Source organism: Bifidobacterium scardovii JCM 12489 = DSM 13734, from assembly GCF_001042635.1.
GTDB classification, from domain to species: domain Bacteria; phylum Actinomycetota; class Actinomycetes; order Actinomycetales; family Bifidobacteriaceae; genus Bifidobacterium; species Bifidobacterium scardovii.
On sequence record NZ_AP012331.1, the window covers coordinates 1,406,051 to 1,422,422 of the forward strand.

At 66.8% G+C, this 16,372-nt stretch carries 13 protein-coding genes; 8 read left to right on the forward strand and 5 right to left on the reverse strand.

All coding sequences use genetic code 11. The annotated features are described in order from the left end of the window. The first annotated feature begins 53 nt into the window (after positions 1–53). Positions 54–470 (forward strand): VOC family protein, encoded by a 417-nt coding sequence (locus tag BBSC_RS05775; RefSeq protein ID WP_033517549.1) that lies wholly within the window; start codon positions 54–56, stop codon positions 468–470. Here BBSC_RS05775 and BBSC_RS05780 read toward each other — a convergent pair. Next, positions 457–1,446 carry a hypothetical protein gene (locus tag BBSC_RS05780; RefSeq protein ID WP_033517547.1) on the reverse strand — a complete coding sequence of 330 codons (990 nt, stop codon included), beginning with the start codon at positions 1,444–1,446 and terminating at the stop codon, positions 457–459. The two genes, BBSC_RS05775 and BBSC_RS05780, sit on opposite strands and share 14 nt — an antisense overlap. A gap of 283 nt (positions 1,447–1,729) precedes the next feature. Here BBSC_RS05780 and BBSC_RS05785 point away from each other — a divergent pair, with 283 nt between their 5' ends. Continuing rightward, positions 1,730–2,950 (forward strand): MFS transporter, encoded by a 1,221-nt coding sequence (locus BBSC_RS05785; protein ID WP_046726250.1) that lies wholly within the window; start codon positions 1,730–1,732, stop codon positions 2,948–2,950. Positions 2,951–3,002: 52 nt separating this feature from the next. Here BBSC_RS05785 and BBSC_RS05790 read toward each other — a convergent pair whose 3' ends face one another. Then, positions 3,003–4,349, reverse strand: coding sequence for a nucleobase:cation symporter-2 family protein (locus BBSC_RS05790; RefSeq protein WP_033517545.1), 1,347 nt, complete (start codon positions 4,347–4,349; stop codon positions 3,003–3,005). A gap of 156 nt (positions 4,350–4,505) precedes the next feature. Further along, positions 4,506–5,087, reverse strand: coding sequence for a xanthine phosphoribosyltransferase (locus tag BBSC_RS05795; protein WP_033517543.1), 582 nt, complete (start codon positions 5,085–5,087; stop codon positions 4,506–4,508). Positions 5,088–5,285: 198 nt separating this feature from the next. On the opposite strand from BBSC_RS05795, the gene BBSC_RS05800 reads away from it, so the two are divergent. The 6 genes from BBSC_RS05800 (at position 5,286) to rpsD (ending at position 14,139) form a co-directional block, all read left to right on the forward strand. After that, entirely contained in the window at positions 5,286–7,328 is a 2,043-nt protein-coding gene (locus tag BBSC_RS05800; protein WP_081892937.1) for an acyltransferase family protein, read from the forward strand. 149 nt (positions 7,329–7,477) lie between these two features. Then, positions 7,478–10,162: an ATP-dependent helicase gene (locus BBSC_RS05805; protein WP_033517541.1), complete on the forward strand. Its 2,685-nt coding sequence runs from the start codon at positions 7,478–7,480 to the stop codon at positions 10,160–10,162. Positions 10,163–10,669: 507 nt separating this feature from the next. Continuing rightward, entirely contained in the window at positions 10,670–11,065 is a 396-nt protein-coding gene (locus BBSC_RS05810) for a DUF4418 family protein (RefSeq protein ID WP_033517539.1), read from the forward strand. Positions 11,066–11,198: 133 nt separating this feature from the next. Further along, a complete protein-coding gene (locus BBSC_RS05815; RefSeq protein ID WP_033517537.1) occupies positions 11,199–12,413 on the forward strand; it encodes an ABC transporter permease in 1,215 nt (404 codons plus the stop codon). Between the two features lies 1 nt (position 12,414). After that, entirely contained in the window at positions 12,415–13,224 is an 810-nt protein-coding gene (locus BBSC_RS05820) for an ABC transporter ATP-binding protein (protein WP_033517536.1), read from the forward strand. A gap of 288 nt (positions 13,225–13,512) precedes the next feature. Then, entirely contained in the window at positions 13,513–14,139 is a 627-nt protein-coding gene (gene rpsD / locus BBSC_RS05825) for a 30S ribosomal protein S4 (protein WP_033517534.1), read from the forward strand. Between the two features lie 788 nt (positions 14,140–14,927). Here rpsD and BBSC_RS05830 read toward each other — a convergent pair. Together BBSC_RS05830 and BBSC_RS05835 are read right to left on the reverse strand one after the other, a co-directional pair. Next, positions 14,928–15,893: a hypothetical protein gene (locus BBSC_RS05830; protein ID WP_033517532.1), complete on the reverse strand. Its 966-nt coding sequence runs from the start codon at positions 15,891–15,893 to the stop codon at positions 14,928–14,930. A gap of 111 nt (positions 15,894–16,004) precedes the next feature. Continuing rightward, positions 16,005–16,370, reverse strand: coding sequence for a phage holin family protein (locus BBSC_RS05835; RefSeq protein WP_033517530.1), 366 nt, complete (start codon positions 16,368–16,370; stop codon positions 16,005–16,007). Positions 16,371–16,372 lie beyond the last annotated feature (2 nt).

Genomic DNA, 16,372 nt, shown 5'->3' on the forward strand with positions numbered 1-16,372 from the left:
GCGGGGAGTACACTGCACCTATCAATCGGAACATGCCCGGGAGGAGAGCGATCATGCTGGACCATCTGACATTGCGCGTGAGGGACATCGACCGCAGCGTCGCGTTCTACAAGAGGGCGCTCGCGCCGCTCGGTTATGTGGCCAAAGCCCATCATGAGCCCACGCTCGGCTTCGGCGTGGACGACGGGACCCCGCATTCCGATTTCTACGTGTCGCCGGCCGCCGGGGCCGCAAGCGGAACCGACGGAGATTCGCCGGCCTCGCCGGTCACGCACATCGCGTTCCTGGCCGGGAGCCGCCAGGCCGTGCACGAGTTCTACCGGGCCGCGCTCGCCGCCGGCGGCCGCGACAACGGCGCCACCGGGCCGCGGCCGTATCATCCCGGCTATTACTCGGCGTTCGTGCTGGACCCGGACGGCAACAACATCGAGGCCGTTGTGGACTGGGCCCACGAAGCTACGCCAGCGTGACGGTGATGACCTGCTCGGCGGCTTCGCTGCCGGTCCACGCGCCGGATTTGCGGTTCCATTCCATGCCGTCCGCGCGCAGTGCGTCGATGCCGTACTGACGCGCCTGCGTGACCAGCCAGCCCGCCGTCTGCCAGCATAGGCGGGCGCGCGCGTCGGCTGACAGGCCGTCCGGCAGCGTGAGCGTCAGCGTCGTGCCGGATGCGGAGCCGCTGTCGCCGGCATCGCCGGAGCCATGCGCCTTGCCTTTGCCGTCGCCGGCTCCGCCGTCCGATTGCTCGTCCGACTGTCCGCCCGCAGGCGCGACGGCGACAGCGACATTCGGCAACGCGCCGCCGATGGCGCCGGTCAGGCCGTCCGCATCCGACGACGACGCCGGTTCCAACGCGCACGAGACCCCCGCCGGCAGCTCGCCGGTCAGGCCGGCGGCCCAGGCGTGCGCCATCGCGTCCCAGGTGGCGTACAGATCCGGATATCCCGAACGCTGCACCTCCTGCGCGGCGTCCTCCACCGGAATCGTCTCCCAATCCGGCACCTGCAGCAGATGGTCGTAGAAGATATTCGTGGCGTAGGTCATGTCGGACACCTGCTCCTCCGTGCCCCAGCCCTGGCTCGGCCGCTGCTGGAACAAGCCGAGCGAATCGCGGTCGCCGTAATCCAGATTGGTCAGCCGCGACTCCTGCATGGCCGTGGCGATGGCCACCGTCGCCGCATGGTCCGGCAGCCCCCTCGTGACGGCGATGTTCGCGATCAGCGCCGCATTGCGCGCCTGGTCGGGCGCCAGCGTGCGCCGGATCCCGTCCGACACCACCGCGCAGTACGCATCGTCGGCCGTACGCGCGGTCTCGCGAGGGGCGAACAGCTGCGGCAGCAACGTCCAGCACGCCACCAGCGCCGCGACGACGCACGCGATGATCGCCGCGACGACCACGCCGGCGCCATGGGAGCGGCGCCTGCCATACCGCGTTTGTCGGTCCATCGTGCCTCCGTCGTTCCGATGCCTCCGATGCCGGTTCCGCCGCCGGCCACCATCATGCCAGAGTGGCACACCCGACCGCACGGAGTCCATGCCATCGCGCGACTTTATGACAATTCTTCACGTCTCGCGCCGGGAGCGTCGTCGGTCGGAGCCGTTACGATCGGGAACTGTCCGGACCATGACGGCGTGGCCCGGCGCACTGCACTGGCCGCGATCCCGCGCGATGATCGCGGGACGGCACGGGAGGGAGGCGGCGATGGGCCGCGATGACGGACGCGCTTCCATGGGTTCGGGCCCCCGCCCGGCGGCGCTCGGGGACGCGCGATACGGGCGCACGATTGTCGCCTGCTTCAACGGATACGTGACGCAGGCGGTCATCAACAACTACACGCCGCTGCTGTTCGTCACCTTCGCCGCGACCTTCGGCATCGACCTGGCGCGGCTGTCGATGCTCATCACCGTCAACTTCGTCACGCAGCTGGCCGTCGACCTGCTGGCCGGCCGGTACGTGGACCGCATCGGGTACCGGCCGTGCATCATCGGGGCCCATGTGCTGGCCGCGGCCGGCCTGCTGGCCTTAGGGCTGCTGCCGCATCGCGTGGCCGATCCCTTCGCCGCGATCCTGGCCGCCGTGGTGCTGTACGCCTTCGGCAGCGGGCTGATCGAGGTGATGGTCTCGCCGATCGTCGAGGCCTGCCCGACGCGGCACAAGGCGAAGATGATGAGCCTGCTGCATTCGTTCTATTCGTGGGGCCAGCTGGTCACGGTGGCGGTCAGCACGGTGTTCCTCTGGGTGTTCGGCATCGGGTCGTGGCCGGTGCTGGCCTGCCTGTGGGCGGTCGTGCCGCTGCTCGGCATCGCCCTGTTCGCCGGCGCCCCCATGCCGGCCATCGTGCCCGAGGGCGCCGAGCGGATCGGCGGCCGGCAGATGCTGCGCAAGCCGGTGTTCTGGGTGCTGTTCGTCATGATGCTGTGCGCCGGCGCCGCCGAGCAGGGCATGAGCCAGTGGGCGAGCGCCTTCGCGGAGTCCGCGCTCGGCGTGACCAAGGTGGTCGGCGATCTGGCCGGCCCGGCCGCGTTCGCGCTGATGATGGCCCTGTCGCGCACGGTCTACGGCATGTTCGGCCACCGCATCAACCTGCGCGCGTTCATCGCCGGCAGTTCCGCGCTGTGCGTGGCCACGTACCTGCTCGCCGCGTGCGCGCCCTCGCCGATGGCCGGGCTGGTCGGCTGCGCGATGACCGGGTTCGCGGTCGGCATCATGTGGCCCGGCACCTTCTCGCTGGCCGCCGAACGCATGCCCGGCGGCGGCACGCTCATGTTCGCGCTGTTCGCCGTCGCCGGCGACCTCGGCTGCGCCGGGGGAGGGACCATGGTCGGTCTGGTCTCCTCGGCCAACGGGGACGACCTGCGGACCGGCATCCTCTCCGGCACGGTGTTCGCCGTGGTCATGCTGGCGTGCGTGCTGGTGCTGCGGCGTACGGGCGGCAAGGACCGCATATGAACAAACGGCCCCCTCGGTGACGAGGGGGCCGTTGCCGCAAGCGGGGGCTGGCCTACCGCTGGTCGGGCTTGGAAGCGAGGAAATGCTCCTCGCCGGGCAGCACGGCGTTGAGGATCACGGCCACGACGAAGGCGACGGCGATGCAGTTCGAGGCGAAGATCTGCTGGAACAGCGCCGGGAAGTGCGCGAAGATGTCGCTCACCTGCGTGAAGCCGATGCCGATGGTCAGGCTCAGCGCGGCGATGGTGATGTTGCGCTGCGTGAAGCCGGCTTCGGCGATCATCTGGAAGCCGGAGAGGATGATGTTGCCGAACATCATGATCGTGCAGCCGCCGAGCACGGCCTGCGGCAGCGAGTTGAAGATCTCGGCGATGGCCGGCACGAAGCTGGCGAGTACCAGGATCAGGCCGCCGGAGAGAATCACCTTGCGGTTGACGACCTTGGTCATGGCCACCAGGCCGATGTTCTGGGCGAAGCTTGTCAGCGGCAGGCAGCCGAACAGGCCGGACACGGTGGAGATCAGGCCGTCGCCGGCGATCGCGCCCGCGGTCTCGCGCTCGGTGGGCTGGCGGTTCAGGCCGACCTTGGTGAGCGCGGCGGTGTCGCCCAGCACCTCGACCGAGGAGACGACGTAGAGCAGGCCGATCGAGATGATCGCGCCCCAGTCGAACTCCGGCTTGAACGGCATGAACTGCGGCACGGAGACGATGGCGAGATCCCGGAACCCGGAGAAGTCGACCTTGCCCATGCCGATCGCCGCCACATAGCCGACCACCAGGCCGAACAGCACCGACAACTGCTTGGCGGTGCCCTTCATGAGCAGCTGGAACGCCAGGCAGGCCACCAGCGAGACGAGGCCCAGCGTCAGGTTCTGCCAGGAGCCGAAGTCCTCGGCGCCGCTGCCGCCGCCGAAGCTCGTGGCGCCGACGTTGAGCAGCGAGAAGCCGATCGAGGTGACGACGATGGCGGAGACGATCGGCGGTACGAACCGGCGCCAGTACTTGGCGGTGAGGCCGAGCGCCAGCTCCAGCAGGCCGCCGACCATCACCGCGCCGACCACCGCGCCGTAGCCCTTGTCGGCGCAGATCGCCACCGCCGCAGCCACGTAGGTGAAGGAGATGCCGGTGACCATCGGCAGCCGCGAGCCGACCAGCCACGCGCCGTACAGCTGCAGGCAGGTGCCCAGGCCCGCCACCAGCAGGCCGGCCTGGATGATCGTGGCCGATTGGGCCGGCGTCATCTTCGCGGCCGAGGCGACGATGAAGATCGGCGCGAGATTCGCCACGAACATCGCCATGACGTGCTGCAGGCCGAAGGGGATGCCCTTCCAGAAGGGCACCGGCGCGTCCAGCGACGACAGCGCCTCGAACGACACGGAATTCTTGTTCTTCTCTGACATGGTGCTTTCTCTCTGATACGGGGAGGCTACCCTCAGTCTCACTGCGTTCGACGGCTACCCTCAGAGAGGGGAGCCGAGGACATGGACTGGATGGTTCCCCTCTCTGAGGGGAGCTGGCAGCCGAAGGCTGACTGAGGGGAGCTCCGCTGCCGGACTTCAGTGCCTGAAGGTGATCTCGCCGGTCTTCGGGTCCATGGAATCGACGATGGCCAGCGAATCGACGTCGTAGCCGTCGGCGCGCAGCTGGTCGCCGCCGCCCTGGAAGCCCTTCTCCACCGCGATGCCGATGCCCTCGACGGTGGCGCCGGCATGGTCGCAGATGTCGATCAGGCCGCGCAGCGCCTTGCCGTTGGCCAGGAAGTCGTCGATGAGCAGCACGTGGTCCTCGGGGCCGAGATACCTGCGCGAGACGATCACCGGGAACTCGCGTTGCTTGGTGAAGGAGTACACCGTGGTGACGTACTGGTCGCCGTCGAGGTTGATCGACTGCGCCTTCTTGGCGAACACGACCGGCACGTTGCCGAAATGCCTGGCCGCCACGCACGCCATGCCGATGCCGGACGCCTCGATCGTGAGGATCTTGGTGATCGTGCGACCTGCGAAATGCCCGGCCCAGGCCGCGCCCATCGCGTCGTACAGCGCCACGTCGCACTGGTGGTTGAGGAAGGCGTCGACCTTGAGCACATTGCCCTCTTTGACGGTGCCTTCGCGGCGTATGCGATCTTCCAGTTCCTGCATGATGCTCCTTCGTGCCGGTCCGCTGTATTGCGATCCATATGGGTGCCGGCCCGCGACCTCGTGGGCGCCGACCGGACGGTGATATTGGCGTAGCATACGCGGCGTCGGTGACGGACGCGGCGAGTCGGCGCTCGTGCGCGTCCCGGGACGGCGTGCCGTATCATAAAGCCCGTGTACAGGACAGGTCAGCAATCGAGCATGAAACGATACCCCCGTTACGACGGCATGGACGGCATCAAGGGCTTCGCCCTCATCGGCATCATCTGGTATCACCTGTCGCAGCGCACGCTGCCGGGCGGTTTCATCGGCGTCGACGTGTTCTTCGTCGTGTCGGGGTTCCTGCTGACGACCAGCCTGCTGCGCGAGCGCGAACGGACCGGCCGGATAGCGGTCGGCCGCTTCTACGTGCGCCGTCTGGCCAGGCTGTGGCCCGGCATGGCGTTCATGATCGCCGCGGCCACGTCCCTAGGATTCCTCATCGACCACGACGCGCTCGTCGGCATGCCGGCCAAGAGCCTCGCCGCCGTGGTCTTCGGCTCGAACTGGTACGAGATCGCCTCCGGCGGCAGCTACTTCGCCATGACCTCGCCGCAGCTGCTGCGGCACCTGTGGTTCGTCGCGCTGCTGGCGCAGGCCATCGTGCTGCTGCCGCTGATCGTGGCGCTGCTCGGCCGCATCCGGGCGGCAGCGGCGCGCATCGGTGTGGCCGTGGCGTTGGCGGCGCTGTCCGCGGCCGGCATGTGGATACTGTACCGGCCCGGCGACGATCCGACCCGCGTCTATTTCGGCACCGACACGCACTGCTTCGGGCTGCTGCTCGGCATGGCGCTCGCGTTTGCGGTGCACCGCCACGAGACGGCCGGCTCCCCGGCGTCGCAGCCGGTGCGGGCGGCGGCGCCATGGCTGTCGACGGCCGCCCTGATCGGCCTGATCCTGCTCATGCCGCGCATCGATCAGAACGAGTCGGCATTCCGCGGCGGGCTGGTCCTCGCCGCCGTGCTGACCGTGGCCCTGATCGCGGGCAGCATCGCCGAGGGATCCTGGATGCCCAGCCTGTTCCTGTGGCGCCCGCTCGCGTTGCTCGGCAAGTATTCGTACGGCATCTATCTGTGGCACTGGCCGCTCTATCTGCTGGTCCAGCTGCTGTTCCCGCAGCTGCGCGGCCGGTATGTCTGGGTGGTCTATCTGCTGACCCTGGCCCTGAGCGTGGCGATGGCGGCGCTGTCGTGGTGGATGGCCGAACGCCCGGTCTCCGCGCTGGTGTCGCGGACCCGGCTCCATCGCGCGTCCGACCAGCCGTCCGCCGGCGGCCATCCGCGCACGGTCTCGAGCGTCGGCAGCATCCCCGCGTCCGCTCCGGTGCCGGAGGGCCCGTTCGCGTCGCAGTCGATGCCGGCGTATCGGCCGGCCGGCCAAGCCATGCGGATGCCGGCCGCGGGGGCGCGCGCCTTCGCCGTGCCGGCGTGGCTGCGCGCGTTGGTCACCGTTCCGGTCGTCGTGCTGGCCGTCACCGGATTCGCGTTCGGCCTCATGGCCGCTCCGGCGAAATCCAGCGTGCAGGCCATGCTCGAACGCAACCAGAGCGCGCTGGACGGCCAGCGCCAGCAGCGCACGGCCGACGCCGCCACCGCGGCCGAAGCCAAGAAGCGCGCCAAGGAGGAGGCCGAGCGCCGGGCCAAGGCCAAGGCCGAGGCCGAGCGGAACCTGACCGGCGACCAGATCACGGTGATCGGCGATTCGGTCACGGTCGGTGCCTCGCCGGCGCTGCAATCCCTGCTGCCGGGCATCGTCATCGACGCGCAGGTCTCGCGCGCGGTGACTACGGCCCCTGACATCGTCGCGCAGATGAAGGTGGAGGGCCAGCTGCGCCGGTACGTCGTCGTCTCCCTGAACACCAATTCGGCCGCCACCGTCGACGAATTTGGCCAGATCGCGGACGCCGCCGGCGACGGGCACATCCTGGTCATCGTCAACGGCTACGGCGACCGCAGCTGGATACCGGTCGCCAATCAGGCGGCCGCCGACTATGTGCGCGCGCACCCGACGACGTCGATGCTCGTCGATTGGAGCACCGCGATCGGGGCGCATCCCGAAATGCTGTCCAGCGACGGCATCCACCCGGAGCCGGACGGCCAGAACCTGTACGCGGCGACGATCAAGGACACGATCACCTCGTGGATCGCGGCCCGGCCGCCGGTCGGCGACCAGCCCGACGACGCGGGCGACCACCGGAACGGGTGATCGCGCGGTCGGCGGCCCGGCTCGGTTGGCCGGGCGGCGCTGACCGAACGATGTGGTAGACATATATGGCGTCGAGCACGGCGTGGCGCGGGCAGTCCCCGCGGCGCGCGGCGACGGCGGGCGACATCGATACAGGCAAGGGGAGTAGCGTGCAACAGGATCCGGATCTCATCGCAAGGACCGCCGAGGAACTGGTCGGCGACCTCAACCCGCAGCAGGCGCAGGCCGTGCAGTACCGCGGGCCGGCGCTGCTCATCGGCGCGGGCGCCGGTTCCGGCAAGACGCGCGTGCTCACCCGGCGCATCGCCTACATCCTCAGCCAGCTCGGCGCATGGCCGAGCCAGATCCTCGCGATCACCTTCACCAACAAGGCCGCGGCCGAGATGCGCGAGCGCCTCGAAGGCCTGATCGGCCCGGTCGCCCGGCGCATGTGGGTGTCGACCTTCCACTCCGCCTGCGTGCGCATCCTGCGCCGCGACGGCAAGTCGATCGGCCTGAACTCCGGGTTCTCGATCTACGACACGGCCGACTGCGAGCGGCTCGTCAAGCTCATCGGCGCCGACCTCAACGTCGATCTCAAGCGCTACACGCCGCGCGTGATCCTCGGGCGCATCTCCGACTACAAGAACAACCTTCAGGACTGGCGCGACGCGCTCAGGCAGTACGCGCCCGACTACAAGCCAGGCCAGCGCGGCTACCAGATGGGCCGGTTCGGCAACGTCGAGGAGCTGTATGCGGTGATGTACGCCGAATACCAGTACCGCCTCGCCGCCGCGAACGCGGTGGACTTCGACGATCTGATCGGCCGCACCGTCGAGCTGCTGCGCGCCGACCCGATGGTCGCCGACTACTACCGCCACAAGTTCCGCTACATCCTCGTCGACGAGTACCAGGACACGAACCACGCGCAGTACGTGCTCGTGCGCGAGCTCGCCGGGGTCGAGGGCGCCGGAGCGCCCGGCGCCGCGACGTCCCCGACCGCCGTGGCGGCCGGGCGCGAAGGGCAGGCGTGGATCACCGTGGTCGGCGATTCCGACCAGTCGATCTACGCCTTCCGCGGCGCCGACATCCGCAACATCCAGGACTTCGAGCAGGACTTCCCGAACGCGAAGACGATCATGCTCGAGCAGAACTACCGCTCCACGCAGACGATCCTCGACGCGGCCAACGCGGTGATCGCCCGTAACGAGGGCCGCAAGCCGAAGAAGCTGTGGACCGCGCTCGGCAAGGGCGAGCCGATCGTCGGCTACGCGGCCGACAACGCGCAGCAGGAGGCGGCGTGGATCGGCACCGAAATCGCGAGGCTGCACGCCGAGGAGGGCATCGCGTATTCGGATATGGCGATCATGTACCGCGCCAACGCGCAGTCCCGGTCCCTCGAGGAGGCGCTGATCAACGCCGGGCTGCCCTACCAGCTGGTAGGCGGCACGCGCTTCTACGAGCGGCGCGAGATCAAGGACGCGCTCGCCTACCTGCAGGCTATCGTCAACCCGGCCGACGACGTGAACATGCGGCGCATCATGAACGTGCCCAAGCGCGGGCTCGGCGCCCGCGCCGAGGCGATCGTGGCCGGCTACGCCGAGGCGCACGCCACCACCTTCTACGCCGGCATCGCGAACATCGAGTCGGTCGAGGGCGTGCCGACGCGCACCGCCACGCAGCTCAAGGCCTTCCGCGATCTGATGGTCGGCCTGCACGAGTTCGCCGTCGCCCACGACGGCAAGCCGAGCGAGATCGTCGCCGAGATGCTGTCCAAGTCCGGTCTGCTCGACGAGCTGCGCAAGTCGGAGGACCCGCAGGATGCCTCGCGCGTGGAGAACCTGTCCCAGCTGCAGTCCGTGGCCGCCGAATTCGAGCAGAACACGCCCGACGCCACGCTGGCCGGCTTCCTGGAGACCACCGCGCTCGTGGCCGATTCCGACCAGCTGCCGTCCGAGGGCGAGGATTCGGGCAAGGTCACGCTGATGACCCTGCACACCGCCAAGGGCCTGGAATACCCGGTCGTGTTCCTCACCGGCATGGAGCAGGGGACCTTCCCGCATTCGCGCGCGATGGAGGACACGAGCGAACTGTCCGAGGAGCGGCGGCTCGCCTATGTTGGCATCACGCGCGCCAAGCGGCGCCTGTACGTGACGCGCGCGGCGGTGCGCGCCCAGTGGGGGCAGGCCAACGAGATGCTGCCCAGCCAGTTCCTCGACGAGATCCCCGACGGGCTGATCGATTGGAAGCGGCGCGAGGCCGGCGTGGAGCGCATGCGATCCAACTGGTCCAACGGCGGGTTCGACGACGAGTTCGGCGGATGGGATGACGACGACTTCAGCGGCACGACCTTCGGCGGGTCGTCCTACGGTTCCCGCGGTGGTTCCGGCCGCGGATCGGGGGGATACGGTTCGGGGTCGTCCGGGTCGGCGTACGGGTCGTCCTCCGGCTCGTCGCGCCGGTTCGGCTCCGGGGCCACGTACGGCGGGTCGTACGGGTCGTCCGGTTCCTCGGGGCATGGCTCCTCCGGGTACGGCTCCGGTTCGGGGTATGGCTTCGGTTCCCGCTACGGCTCGTACGGGTCGTCCCGCGGCGGCAAGGTCACGACGCGCCGCGTCGCGCCCAAGTCGTCCGGTTCCTCGTCCAAGGCGGTGCCGTCGTCGTCGCTCGGCAAGGACAACAATCTCAACATCGCCGATTTCCACATCGGCGACAGGATCACGCACGACCAGTACGGGCTCGGCACGATCGTCGACACGCAGGACAAGGGCCGCAACTCGGTGATCACCGTCGATTTCGGCTCCGACGGCGTCAAGCGCCTGATGCTACGCGTCGCTCCGATCGAAAAGCTCTGACGAGCATTTCGATCGGAGCCTTCGCGGCGAAGCCGCTCACTTCGCCTATGGGAAGTCCACCGGACTCCCCATGACGGCTCAGCAATCGAAAAGCTCTGACGAGCATTTCGATCGGAGCTGTCGCCGTAGGCGACTGAGGGGGGTCATAACGGAACAGCCTGTATGTGCGTGTACAGGAACGCTCCCTCAGCCCGCTTCGCGGACAGATCCCCTCAGGGAGGGGAGCCGGCAGAAGAAGGCCTTATGATGGCTCGTTCTCGTGATCAATCTCGTTAATGCGTAGGTGGTTCATGCCCCCGCTGGCGGGGGCTGTCGGCGCAGCCGACTGGGGGTGGTCGAGACACCGCAATGCCAGGCCTTCGGCTATCCTCCGGTGCTATGCCCCATTAACCCCGCAGGCGCGCAATTATATCGGCGAAAAATAAAAAATCAAGGCTTGTTTTTCGATTCCGCGACTGGAATAATCTCCAACGGTCATCTGCAGTAGGTATGACCAGAGAGGAAAACATGACCAGAAAACTGTTCGCCACGCTGCCCGCCATCATTTTCGGCGTACTGATCGCCGTCGGTCCGCAGACCTTCGCGCATGTGTGCGAGGTCAAGGACGACATGCCGATGGCCTGTCACTACACCGCCCAGGCCGTGCTCGGCATCGGCGTCGTCATGGCGCTGCTCGGCGTGATCGGGCTGTTCGTCAAGCCGCAGATGCGGGCCGGGCTGAACATCGCCGTCGCGCTCAACGCGCTGCTGGCCATCGCCGTGCCCACCGTGCTCATCGGCGTGTGCTCCGGCGCGATGATGCACTGCCACATGGCCACCCGCCCGACGCTGATCGTGCTCGGCGCTCTGGCGGCGGTCTGCGCGCTCGTCGCCGCATACCTCGACGCCAAGCCGGCCAAGTAAGCCAAGTAGGCCGAACGGATCAAGCGCGCCGGCCGCCCGAAAACAAGGCGGCCGGCGTCATCCGTCCTCGGCCCCGCCGATCCTCGTCGATTCTCGTTATCCCTCATCACCCCTCGTCACATCAGGAACCCCCATGGCCCATATCACGCTCAAGCGCCTGCCGCTGGAGAATCTCAAACGCAAGCCGTTCCGCACGGCCGCCCTGATCATCGTGGTCACCATGCTCTCGATCGCGTTCTACGGCGGCGCATTGCTGTCGCTGAACCTGCGCAACGGTCTGGACAGCATGCAGGAGCGGATGGGCGCCGATCTCATGGTCGTGCCGCAGAACACCAAGGCCAAGGCCGAAGCGCTGTTGACCAACTCCACGACCTCCAACACGTTCTACTTCACCAACGACATCGAATCGCTGGTCAACAAGGCCGACGGCATCGCCCAGGCGACGGCCCAGACCTACATCTCGTCGCTCGCGGCCGCCTGCTGCGACGAGAAGGTGCAGATCATCGGCTTCAACCCGAAAACCGACTTCGTCATCACCCCGTGGATCACCTCGCAGTTCGACGGCACGCTGGCCGACGGCGAGGCCGTGGTCGGATCGAACATCAACGTCTCCGAGAACGGCGCGATCAAGCTGTACGGGCACGAGTTCCCCGTCGCCGCGCAGCTCGCCGCCACCGGCACGAGCCTGGACAATTCGGTGTTCATCAACACCGCGACCGTGCCGCGGGTGATCGAGTATTCCACGGCGGTCGGCCACACCGCCGTACCGCAGGAGTATGCGGACAAGGCCGTGTCCGCCGTGCTCGTCAAGGTCAAGGACGGCTACAGCGCCGCCGCCGTCGCCAACAACATCACCAACGCCTCCGGTCTTGAGGGGCTCGGATTCGTCTATCCCGGCGGTGTCACGGCCACCACGCGCACCAGCCTGAACGCGCTCACCGGATACATGAGCGTGTTCGTCGCCGTGTTCTGGGTCATGGGCCTGATCGTGCTGCTCGCCGTGTTCTCGTCGGCGATGAACGAGCGCAAGCGCGAATTCGCCGCCTACCGCATCATGGGCGCGACCCGCGGCGCGCTGATCGGCCTGATCGTCAGGGAATCGGCCCTGCTCGGCGCCGTCGGCGGCGTGATCGGCATCGCGCTGGCCTCACTGGTGATCCTGCCGTTCAATTCGCTGATCGGTCGGCAACTGCAGCTGCCGTATCTGCAGACCGGCGCCGGCAGCGTGCTGGCGCTGGCCGTGATCGGCCTCGCGTTCGCCGTGGCGACCGGCCTCATCGCTTCGATCGCCACCGCGGTGAAACTGTCCGCGCCCGAAACCTATCTGACGCTGCGCGAGGGGGAGTGACATGCTCGACATCAAGGATCTGACCCGTGAATTCACCCGTCGTGGCAGCGCGTTCGCGGCCGTCGACCATGTGAACCTGCACGTCGACGCGGGGGAGTTCGTCGCGATCGTCGGCCGGTCCGGCAACGGCAAAAGCACCCTGCTCAACCTGGTGACCGGGCTGCTCAAGCCGACCTCCGGCACGGCCACGCTCGACGGGCGCGACGTCGTCTCGCTCAACGACCGCGAGATGTCGGCCCTGCGCAACCAGGTGATCGGTTTCGTCACGCAGAGCCAGACGCTGCTGCCCAACCTGAGCGTGATCGACAACGTGATCCTGCCGGCCGTGCTGTCGGGGCACGCCGTCGTGGACGATGACGGCTTGGACGGCGACGTGGCGGATGGCGATGTTGCGGACGGTGACGTTGCGGACGATCCCGCGGGTGCCGCGCCGGCTTCTGGCATGCCCGATGTGATCGCGCCGGCGCCGGTGGCCGAAGCGGCCGCGCCGGATGCGCTCGAGCGCCGTGCGACCCGGCTGCTCGACCTGCTGCAGGTCGCCGATCTGGCCTCCTGCTATCCGAAGGAGCTGTCCGGCGGCGAGATGCGGCGCGTGTCCATCGCGCGTGCGCTGATGAACCGGCCGAAGCTGCTGATTGCTGACGAGCCGACCGGCGATCTCGACGCCGAAAGCACGGCCATCGTCATGCGTCTGCTGCGCGAGGTGGCCGGCCGCGGCACCGCCGTGCTCATGGTCACGCACGATCCCGACGCGCTCGAGTACGCCGACCGCATCTACCGGATGGACCGCGGCGTGCTGGCCGAGGCCTGAGCCGGGTGCCGTCCGGGCCATGCCGACGGCATGCGCCGCAGGCTGTGGCGGTGGTCGGGACGGCGCGCCAGCTGTCCGTACCTTGTGTGTATAGTTGATGATTGGTGTGCGCCGCGAGGCGTGTGCCGTCTGGAGCCTTAGCCCGTCAGCGGGTCGGCGACCGGGGTTCGCAAGGATTCCTGCCGTTCGTGCCTGGCACGAACAAGCGCTGGAGAGGCTGGCTCAACGTGGTTCCGCAGGGGCCGCGTTCCGTTCAGACAACGACAGAACAAACAAAGGATTAAACCAATGACGAACGTTCAGCGTTCCCGCCGTCAGGTGCGTCTTTCCCGCGCCCTCGGCATCGCACTGACCCCCAAGGCTCAGCGCATCTTCGAAAAGCGTCCGTACGCTCCCGGCGAGCACGGCCGCACCCGCCGCCGCACCGAGTCCGATTACGCGGTGCGTCTGCGCGAGAAGCAGCGTCTTCGCGCCCAGTACGGCGTGTCCGAGAAGCAGCTGCGCGCCGCTTACGAGAAGGCTACCCGCACCTCCGGCCAGACCGGTAACGCGATGCTGACCGATCTCGAGACCCGCCTCGACAACCTGGTCCTGCGTTCCGGCATCGCCCGCACCACCGCCCAGGCCCGTCAGTTCGTGGTGCACCGTCACATCCTTGTCGACGGCAACATCGTGGATCGCCCGTCCTACCGCGTCAAGCCCGGTCAGACCATCCAGGTGAAGGCCAAGAGCCAGGCCACCGTTCCGTTCCAGATCGCCGCCGAAGGCACGCACCGCGATGTGCTGCCCCCGGTTCCCGGCTACCTCGACGTGAACCTCGCCTCCCTGAAGGCCACCCTGACCCGCAAGCCTGAAGCCGAGGAGATCCCGGTGCAGGTCAACATCCAGTACGTCGTCGAGTTCTACGCTCGCTGATCTGGATCCACTTACTGTAAGAATTTACAGCTTAAGGACATACATACGCACGAACGCCCCGCGGCTCACGCCCGGGGCGTTCGTGTTTTTTTATACGCCGTAGGTTTTTGGGCGTAGAGACCGGTTGGGTAACAGGCCGGTTCTCGGACACTTTCAACGCGTGGAGTCGTTTCAGCGTAGAAACCGGTTGGGTAACAACTTGGTTCTCGGACACTTTCTACGCCACACGGCCATCCGGCGTAAAAACCGGTTGGGTAACAGGTTGGTTCTCGGACGTTCTTTACGCCAGGCGAGCATTTGGCGTAGAAACCGGTTGGGTAACAACTTGGTTCTTGGACACTTTCTACGCGTGGGAGGGACCGTTTCGGCGTAGAAACTGGTTGGGTAACAGTGCGGTTCTCGGACACTTTCAACGACACAGCCCCACCTGGCGTAGAGAAAGGTTGGGTAACAAACCGGTTCTCGGACACCTTCTACGCCGTACGGCCATCCGGCGTAGAAGACGGTTGGGTAACAATCTGCTTCTCGGACGTTCTCTACCCCGTAGCCCCTCCCAGCGTTGAAAGTGTCCGAGAACCAAGTTGTTACCCAACCGTCCTCTACGTTGGATAGCCATGTGGCGTAGAAGGTGTCCGAGAAGCAGCTTGTTACCCAACCGGTCTCTACGCTGAAACGACTCCACGCGTAGACAGTGTCCGAGAACCGGTTTGTTACCCAACCTTTCTCTACGCCAGGTGGGGCTGTGGCGTTGAAAGTGTCCGAGAACCAGCCTGTTACCCAACCGTTTGCTACGCGGTACCGCGGCGCGGCACGCCGATCTGCAGCAGTTTGCCGACCAGCGACGCTCTGTTGACGGCATCATCGTAGTCGAGCCGGATAATGGCGTTGACGCCCCAGGCTAGAAGGCATCGTTCCCGCTGGGTTTGCTGATTGACCACTGCTTTGATCGACCGCCGGTCCGTCATGGCCGGATCCACGTATTTGGTCATGCCGTCGTATTCCGCCACGACGATACGCCCGTCAGGCAATCGCCACATGAAATCGACCCGATACTGGTGGGACGGGTTCTCCGGATCGGCGAATACCTGCTGCAATTCGGGCGCGGCGAATCCCTCTTCGATCATGACGCCGCGGATCAACGACTCGCCCCCATTGTCGCTGCGCGCATCCGTATACGCCAGCAGTCGTTCGACGTCGGTGCAGTCGCGGCGCATGCCGGCGCAGATCGCCATGACCTCGTCGTCGGTGACGGCGGTCATTCTGAATGCCGAATCGAAGATGGCAAGGGCTTTGGTGAATGGCAGCAACAGCCCGCAGTCGACCAGCGTGCGCGCGGCGGAGGTGACCCGCATGCCGTCGACCTTCCACATCGGGATGGACGGCATGTAGACGCGGTGAAGCCTCGTGTTGTGCCGCATGCCGGAACCGTTGACGTCATCGGCGATATAGAGTCCGGGACCATGGATCGACCATGGGTGCTCGAACCGGTGGATGGCCGCCGCGGTGGGGCCGGCAAACACCCAACGCGGATGCATCAGGGTCAGGGTCCGTGCCATATGGAGTGCCTGCTGCGACGGGTCGAGACGGCTCCAGTACCCGGCGTCCGCGAACAGGCCCCGATACGGATTGGCGATCTCGCCGTTGTGCGCGCGGCGAAGCAGCGCTGCATGATCGGCGCTGTTCGGTGCGATGGCGCATCGGTCCGCACGCTGCGCTTCGCCGAGCAGCTCGATGATTCTTCGATGGGGCTTCATGCGGCAACGCTACCGCGGATATTCCGGCCGCAGACGGGAAACCGGCCATGGTGCACGCACGGAGGCACTCTCGGCGTGTTGTGGATAACCGATTGTGGATAAGTGACCGACTTATTCGCCGATCACGTCGGTGACCAGACCGGAGACGATCGTCATGATCAGCGATCCGAGCACCGACCACAGAAATCCGTCGATGATCACGCCGACGCCGAACAGCGACAGGGCGAGCCATGATGCCAGACGCATGAACAGCCAGTTGATCACCAAGGCGATGATGCCGAAACTCAGGATGGAAAACGGCAAGGCCAGAATATGCACGACAGGCTTGATCGAGGCGTTGATCAACGCCATGAACAGCGCGAACGCGCCGATGCCAAGGATCGGCGGCTCGCCGACCGCCTCCATGCCGGGAAGCACCACCACCATGACGCCGGCCGCGATCGTCAATACCAACCAACGGGAAAGAAAATGACTCATAA